Here is a 7,812-nt window from a genome sequence, read left to right as displayed (position 1 = left end):
CGGCGTAGAGATCGGCCTGTTCGGCCACGCGCCCGCGCACCAGCCCGGGTGCGCGGGCGAGCGCTTCGGCGACCTCGCCGCCTGCGGGCTCGTCGTCGGTGAGCCAGTAGCGCACCGGAGTGCCCAGTTCCTCCTCCAGATCCAGCGCGAGCCGTACCGCGCCGGGGATGTTCTTGTTCGCGCTCTCCACCCGCGCCGGGTGCGCGATCAGCGTCTCCGCAGGCCGGACGCCGAACCGGTCGCGTGTCCCGTCCCGATCTCCGCTGCTCAGCGCGTCGACGTGCACCCGGTTGTGCAACACGCGCAGCGCGTCCGCGCGGGCCAGCTCGGGCCAGCGCCCGGCGAACTCCCGCGCGGTGTGCTCGTTGATCAGCACGTGCAGGTGCGCGGGGTGGTGCAGCGGCACGGTGTCCCCGTCGACCCGGCGCAGCGCGGGCCCTTGCCATGCCGGATCGTGGTGGCGCAGCACGGTCGGGATGCCTGCTTCCAGGGCGTGCCGCTGCCAGGCCGCGGAAGCGTCCGGCGCGCTCCACAGCGAACCGGCGTTGTCCAGCACCAGCAGGTCGTGCCCGCGGCACAGCTCGCGGATCGTGCCGTGGTCGACGGCGGGCGGTGCACCACCGGGCCGGTCCGCCCACATTCCCCGGACCAGCACGTCACCGGGTTCGTCGGCGGCGAAATGGCCCGCCGCACGGGTCACCGTCGCGCCGAGCGAGCGGAACCCGCTCACCCACTTGGCGGCCTCCACGCTGACCCCGTCGAACCCGCCCAACCGGTGCGACACCAGGCACACCCGCATCGCCACCTCCTTCCCGCGGCCGCATCCTGCCAGTTCGCCGTGATCGAACCGTTTCGGCGCGAACGCCGTTGCGGTCCTGCGGCGTTGCGTAAGGTCCGCGCCATGCGTCTTCTGAGATCTTTGGGCAGCTTGCGCGCGGTGATCACCGCTTTGGTGGCGATCACCGCGGTGCAGATCGGGCTGATCGCGTTCGGCAACATCACCGACTACGGGACCAACGCGGAATTCGTGCAGCACGTGTTCGCGATGGACACCACGTTCCAAACCGACGGCACGATGTGGCGGGCGATCACCACGCCGGGGCTGGCCCAGGCCGGCTACCTCGCGGTGATCGTGTGGGAGGTGCTGACCGCGGTCGTGCTCGTGGCCGCGTTCGTCTTCTGGGTGCGCCCCGGTTCGCAGGGCATCGACACCGCGCGGAGGCTGGCCAGCCTCGGTTGGCTGCTGGAACTGCTGCTGTTCGGCGGCGGATTCATCACCATCGGCGGCGAGTGGTTCCAGATGTGGCAGTCGGACAAGTGGAACGGTTTGCAGCCGGCGTTGCAGAACCTGGTCATCGCCGGGATCGGGCTCGTTCTGGTGCACCTTCCGATGCGGGAGTCCGCCGAGCGGTGAAGGTGTTGGGGCGTTCGCTGATTGGTGGGGAAATCCGCGAGCGCCACCAGCCCCGAGCCGACTGGGAAGTGTTTTGCCGGTGTTCCGGCCGAGTCCGCGGGAACCCGCAAGCGGCTGGCGCCGCTCGTGAAACCGCCCGTAGCATTCGGCCGCGTGCGAGTCCTCTTCTCCAGCCTGGCCAGCTACGGCCACACCTATCCGATGGTCCCGTTGGCCCGCGCCGCGCTCGCGCAGGGCCACGAAGTCGTTTTCACCACCGGTGCGCAATTCCTGCCCGCGCTGCGCGAGCTCGGATTGGGCACTGCTGCGGTCGGCATGTCAATCCCGGAGGGGTACGCCGCGGCGGGCGCGGGCGAGCGCCGTCCGGAACCGGGCAGCGAGGCGTGGAAGAAGCTCATGACGCAGGTCTTCGCGGGCGAGTTGCCCCGGCGGTTCGCCGCCGACCTCCAGCCGGTGCTGGCGGAGGCCGAACCGGACCTGGTGGTGCACGAAGCGGGCAACCACGGTGCCGGAATCGCCGCGGCGCGCGCCGGTATTCCGGGCGTCTGCCACGGATTCGGACTGGTCGCACCGGACGATTTCGGCGATTTCGGACCGACGTTGCGCGCGGTCGCCGCGGAATTCGGCGTGCAACTGCCCGCAGGCGAGTTGCGCGCGCTCGGCAACCCGTTCCTGGACGTCGCCCCGAAATCGTTGCAGGAATCCGAATTGGCCGTCCAGCGGATTCCGCTGCGCCCGGTGCCGTTCGCCGAGCCCGGCGAGCTGCCGCCGTTCGGCGGGACGCGACCGCTGATCTACCTGACCCTCGGCACCGCGTTCGGCGATGCGGAAGTGCTCGGCCGAGCGATCGGCGGGCTCGCCGAGCTGGACGCCGACGTGCTGGTCAGCGCCGGGCCGACGGTCGAACCGGCGGCGCTGGGCGAGCTGCCCGCCAACGTCTCGGTGCACAGCTGGCTGCCGCAGGCCGAGTTGCTCGGCCGGGTCGACCTGATCGTGCACCACGGCGGCAGCGGCACCATGCTCGCCGCCGCGGCAGCGGGGTTGCCGCAGCTGCTCCTGCCGCGGGGCGCGGACCCGTTCCGCAACGCCGCTGCCGTGGCGGAACTCGGTGCCGGCACGGAACTGCTGGGAGCCGACGTCACCACCGCGAACGTGCAGGACGCCGCGAAAGCCCTGCTGGGCGGCGCGCAGCACCGGCGCGTCGCGCGCGAACTCGCCGCCGAGATCGCCGCGATGCCGTCCCCGGAGTCCGTGGCCGAGCGGCTCCCCGAGTTCGCCCGGTGAGGGTTCGCCCGGTGCAGGACGGCCGCACATCACCCCCAGCAGATGTGCGGCCGCACCCGTTCGGACCGCGCACGTGTCGGAAACTCATCGCGCGGGTGTGACTTCGCGCTTGTCCGCGGGCGACTCCGCGAGCAGCGCGGCGGGCAGCCCGAACGTCTCGAACAGCCCCGGATCGCCGAACGCGACCACGTGCCGCACCCGGCCGCCCGCCAGCGTGAGGACCTGGAGCTGGAACGGCTCGAACTCCCCGTGCGGACCACGCATGTAGACCCCGAACGCGGGCTGCCCGTTCGCGGCGGTGCCCACCAGGCGCATGTCCCCGGGGCCCGCGGGGCAGCGCTGCGCGATCAGTTCGCCGATCGTGGCCGGACCCGTGTACCAGCCGGTGAACGGCGGCATCTCCCACACCGCGTCGGAGGTGAACAGCGCGACGATCGCCGAGACGTCCTTCGCCTCGAACGCCGCGACCCACTCCTGCAGCATCGCCCGCTGGCGCGGTTCGAGCGGTTCGATCACGTCGTCCTGCGCGGGTGCTGCCTGTTCGAGCTGCGCCCGGGCGCGTTGCAGGCTGCTGTTGACCGCCGCCGTCGTCGTGCCGAGCAGCTCGGCGACCTCCGCGGCCCGCCACTTCAGCACCTCCCGGAGCAGCAGCACCGCCCGCTGCTTCGGCGGCAGGTGCTGCAGCGCCGCGATGAACGCCAGCCGGGTGCTCTCCCGCTCGGCCACGATCGCGGCGGGATCGCCGCGCTCGGGCAGCAGCGCGTCCGGCACCGGTTCCAACCACGGCACTTCGCGCTGTTCGTCCAGCGCGTCCTGCGGCGCCGAGTCGGGCGCGCCGAGCCCGGTCGGCAGCGGCCGCTTGCCCCGGTTCTCCAGCGCGGTCAGGCACACCGTGGTCGCGATCCGGTGCAGCCAGGTGCGCAGCGAGCTGCGGCCTTCGAACCGGTCGTAGGCCCGCCAGGCCCGCAGGGAGGTCTCCTGCACCAGGTCTTCGGCGTCGTGCACCGAGCCGAGCATCCGGTCGCAGTGCGCCAGCAGCTCCCGCCGGAACGGGTTCGCCTGCTGCAGGAATTCGTCGTCCACGAGGCTGTTGGTCATGGTCATGGCGGTCCGCCTCCTGCCAGGGCCGGCTCGTGGCCGGCCGCCTTCCCGCGTGTGTCGCCACGGTAAGTCGCCGCACCGACAATCCCTCCCCGGCGACGAATCGTCGGCGCTCCCAAAATCCGGCTTCGGCCGTTGCGGGTGCAGAGCCGAACGGCCGTGATTCGCACCGCCGGGGCGTGCCCGGGCAGGGGCGAGCCCAGCCGGTAAGCAAGCCGACTCGCCGATGCATGATGTCCGGCTTCGGGTGGTTCCCGGCTTCGTAGAATCCCCGGGTGACTTCCGCGCAGAGCAGCCTCAGCGACCCTGCCGAGTACGGCGACGCCGACTCCGCCGCGCTCGGAGTGCTGCGCCGCGTCTTCGGCTACGACTCGTTCCGCGGGCAGCAGCAGCAGATCGTCGAGCACGTCGGCGCCGGTGGGGACGCGCTGGTGCTGATGCCGACCGGGGGCGGGAAGTCGCTGTGCTACCAGGTTCCTGCGCTGGTGCGGGCCGGGACCGGGGTGGTCGTCTCGCCGCTGATCGCGCTGATGCAGGACCAGGTCGACGCGCTCACCGAGCTCGGGGTCCGCGCCGGTTTCCTCAATTCGACCCAGGACCCGGACCAGCGGCGCGCGGTGGAGGCCGCGTTCCGCAACGGGGAGCTGGACCTGCTCTACCTCGCGCCGGAACGGCTGCGCCTGGATTCGACCGTCTCGCTGCTGGACGACGGCAAGGTGTCGCTGTTCGCGATCGACGAGGCGCACTGCGTCGCGCAGTGGGGCCACGACTTCCGGCCGGACTACCTGGCGCTGTCGATGCTGCACGAGCGCTGGCCGGACGTACCGCGCATCGCGCTGACCGCCACGGCCACCGAGGCGACCCGCGGCGAGATCGCGACCAGGCTGCAGCTGGAGCAGGCGGGCCGGTTCGTGGCCAGCTTCGACCGCCCGAACATCCAGTACCGGATCGTGCCCAAGAACGACCCGAAGAAGCAGTTGCTGGACCTGCTGCGCACCGAGCACGCCGGCGACGCGGGCATCGTCTACTGCCTGTCCCGCTCGTCGGTGGAGAAGACGGCGGAGTTCCTCTCGCAGCACGGGATTCCGGCGGTGCCGTACCACGCGGGCCTGGACGCGAGCACCCGTGCGGCGCACCAGTCCCGGTTCCTGCGCGAGGACGGGCTCGTGGTGGTGGCCACGATCGCGTTCGGCATGGGCATCGACAAGCCCGACGTGCGCTTCGTCGCGCACCTCGACCTGCCGAAGTCGGTGGAGGGTTACTACCAGGAGACCGGCCGCGCCGGGCGGGACGGCGCGCCGTCGACCGCGTGGCTGGCCTACGGGCTGCAGGACGTGGTGCAGCAGCGCAAGATGATCAACAACTCCGAGGGCGACGAGGCGCATCGCCGCAGGCAGGCCACGCACCTGGACGCGATGCTCGCGCTGTGCGAGACGGTGGAGTGCCGCCGGGTGCAGCTGCTGGCCTACTTCGGCCAGCCCGGGAAGCCGTGCGGGAACTGCGACACCTGCCTGCATCCGCCGGAGTCCTGGGACGGCACGGTCGCCGCGCAGAAGCTGCTCTCGGCGGTGTACCGGTTGCTGCACGAGCGGCGGCAGAAGTTCGGCGCGGGCCACGTGATCGACGTCCTGCTCGGCAAGTCGAACGCGAAGATCCAGCAGCACGGCCACGACCAGCTCACCGTCTTCGGCGTCGGCACCGACCTGCGCGACGACGATTGGCGCGGCGTGGTGCGCCAGCTGCTCGCGAAGGGCCTGCTGGCGGTGGAGGGCGATTACGGGACTCTGGTGCTGACCGAGACCAGCGGTGAAGTGCTGCGCCGCGAACGTTCCGTGCGGCTGCGCCGGGAGCCGGAAAAGCCCGCCAAGGCCGCGAAACCGGCCAAGTCGGGCCGTGCCGAGGCGGTCGAACTCCCCGCCGAGGCCGCCCCGGTCTTCGAGCGCCTGCGCGCGTGGCGCGCGGCCACCGCCAAGGAGCAGGGCGTGCCCGCCTACGTCATCTTCCACGACGCCACGCTGCGCCAGATCGCCGCGCGAGCACCCGCGAGCTTGGACGAGCTGGGCACGATCAGCGGCATCGGCCAGAACAAGCTGAGCAAGTACGGCGAAGCGGTTCTCACGGCGCTGGCCGAGGAGTGAGCGGCCCGCCACGAAGTGCGCCGGTGCCTCGGGATCCGGAGCGCACCGCCTTCGAGCGCGGTCGCCGCCGGGTTACTCTCCGTGCCGAGTTCACGCCCCTTACTCGTTCGGATGGCCGGACATGGCACCCTGGTAGAGCTGAGGGCGGTGTGCGGAGCGCCCGTGCAAGCTGCCCGGGGCGAACCGGGCGATGACCAGGAGTGGTTGAGTGTTCGACTTTATCCTCTATCCGGTGTCGGCCATCTTGTGGTTCTGGCACAAGGTTTTCGGCACCGTGCTGGGGCCGGACAACGGCTTCGCCTGGGCGTTGGCGGTGTTCTTCCTGGTGTTCAGCTTGCGCGTGTTGCTGCTCAAGCCCGCGATCAGCCAGATGCGCGCCGGCCGGAAGATGGCGAAGTTCTCCCCGCAGATCCAGAAGCTGCGGGAGAAGTACAAGAACGATCGCCAGCGCATGGCGCAGGAGATGCAGAAGCTGCAGTCCGAGCACGGGGTGAACCCGGTCGGCGGCTGCCTGCCCGCGCTGCTGCAGATCCCGGTGTTCCTGAGCCTGTTCCACGTGCTGCGCGGGTTCAGCCCGCAGGCGCAGAGCAACTACATCTTCGACCGCTCCGAAGTGCTGTCGTTCATCCGAGCCGACATCTTCGGCGCGAAGCTCGGCAACTGGCTCACCCAGCCCGCCGCGGAGCTCGCCCAGTTCGACACCACGCGGGCGAACATGATGGCGGTCGGCATTCCGCTGATGGTGATCGCCTCGATCGCGACGTTCTTCACGATGCGGATGTCGCAGAAGCGCCAGACCGACGCGTCCATGACGAATCCCCAGACCGCGATGATGGGGAAGTTCATGATGTACGTGGCGCCGGTCGGCACCTTGTTCTCCGGCTGGGTGCTGCCGATCGCCGTGGTGCTGTACTTCATGGCGAACAACATCTGGACGCTGGGCCAGCAGCACTTCATCAGCAACAAGATCGACCGCGAGCAGGAGCGGGAGAAGGAGAAGGAGCTCGCCGCGAAGAAGGACGCGCCGCGTCCGAAGCCGGGGCAGAAGCCTTCGCAGACCAAGAACAACGACTCCGGCGACGGCGAGGCGACCGAGACCGCCGAGCAGTCCGAGAACGGCCAGGCCCCGTCGTCCGAGGACGGCGCCACCGCGGTGACCGGCAGCAAACCCGCGCCCGGTGCGAAACCCGCGCAGCAATCAAGTCCGGGGAACCGGCGCCCGCAGCAGAAGAAGCGCCCCGGCAAGCAGGCCGCTTCCGCCAAGAAGAGCAAGAAGCGCCGTTAGCGCAGCAGCGAAAAAGCGGGATCCCCGCCCGGGGATCCCGCTTTTTCGCGTTCGTCAGGCCGGTGTGGCGACCACGATGCGGTTCTCGTCGTAGCCGAGCCCGCCGCCCACGTACCGGCCGCCGCAGGTGACCAGCACCAGCCGGTGCGGCCCGCCCTGGCCGAACAGCTCGGCCGCCCGGGCGGGCAGTTCTTCCTTGGAGACCGTGACGACTTCGGAGACCCGGTAGCGGTATTCGCGGCCGCCGTCGTCGACCACGGTGACCGGCTGGTCCGCCGCGGACTCCCACAGCTCCTCGAACGGGCCTACCGAGCCCTTCCAGTTCACGTGCCCGGCTAGCACCGTCGCCCCGTCCGGGGCGTCCAGTCCGGCTCCCCACCAGGTGGCCTCGTCCACCCCGTCCGGCACCGGGAGGGTGCCGGAGCGGTCGACTTCCTTGCGGACCAGTTCCGCCGTGCCGCCCTGCGGCAGCTTGACGGTGCCCGGTGGCTGCCCGGCGGGGATCTGCACCGGCTGCGGCGGCAGGTCAGCGGCCTGCACGGGTCCTGGCGCCGGTTGCGCTCCGGTGGTGCCCCGCGGCGCCGAGGCGG

Annotated in this window: 7 protein-coding genes; 4 read left to right on the top strand and 3 right to left on the bottom strand. The window is 70.9% G+C overall.

All coding sequences use genetic code 11. The features are described 5' to 3' along the window. On the bottom strand, positions 1-799 hold a 799-nt coding region (locus IJH84_RS20675), incomplete at its 3' end, for a hypothetical protein (protein ID WP_295147851.1). Positions 800-901: 102 nt separating this feature from the next. On the opposite strand from IJH84_RS20675, the gene IJH84_RS20670 reads away from it, so the two are divergent. Continuing rightward, positions 902-1,414 carry a DUF2165 domain-containing protein gene (locus tag IJH84_RS20670; RefSeq protein WP_295147848.1) on the top strand — a complete coding sequence of 171 codons (513 nt, stop codon included), beginning with the start codon at positions 902-904 and terminating at the stop codon, positions 1,412-1,414. A gap of 153 nt (positions 1,415-1,567) precedes the next feature. After that, positions 1,568-2,698 (top strand): glycosyltransferase, encoded by a 1,131-nt coding sequence (locus IJH84_RS20665; RefSeq protein ID WP_295147845.1) that lies wholly within the window; start codon positions 1,568-1,570, stop codon positions 2,696-2,698. 84 nt (positions 2,699-2,782) lie between these two features. On the opposite strand, the gene IJH84_RS20660 is transcribed toward IJH84_RS20665, so the two are convergent. Further along, positions 2,783-3,802, bottom strand: coding sequence for a sigma-70 family RNA polymerase sigma factor (locus tag IJH84_RS20660; RefSeq protein WP_295147842.1), 1,020 nt, complete (start codon positions 3,800-3,802; stop codon positions 2,783-2,785). Between the two features lie 341 nt (positions 3,803-4,143). On the opposite strand from IJH84_RS20660, the gene recQ reads away from it, so the two are divergent. Together recQ and yidC are read left to right on the top strand one after the other, a co-directional pair. Further along, entirely contained in the window at positions 4,144-5,937 is a 1,794-nt protein-coding gene (gene recQ / locus IJH84_RS20655) for a DNA helicase RecQ (protein ID WP_295147853.1), read from the top strand. A gap of 208 nt (positions 5,938-6,145) precedes the next feature. Continuing rightward, entirely contained in the window at positions 6,146-7,222 is a 1,077-nt protein-coding gene (gene yidC, locus IJH84_RS20650; protein WP_295147839.1) for a membrane protein insertase YidC, read from the top strand. Between the two features lie 54 nt (positions 7,223-7,276). On the opposite strand, the gene IJH84_RS20645 is transcribed toward yidC, so the two are convergent. Further along, the coding region (locus IJH84_RS20645; RefSeq protein WP_295147836.1) for a class F sortase at positions 7,277-7,812 on the bottom strand (536 nt) is incomplete at its 5' end.

The organism is Saccharopolyspora sp. (assembly GCF_017434145.1).
Lineage (GTDB): Bacteria > Actinomycetota > Actinomycetes > Mycobacteriales > Pseudonocardiaceae > Saccharopolyspora_C > Saccharopolyspora_C galaxeae.
This window is presented reverse-complemented; position numbering and strand designations above follow the sequence as displayed.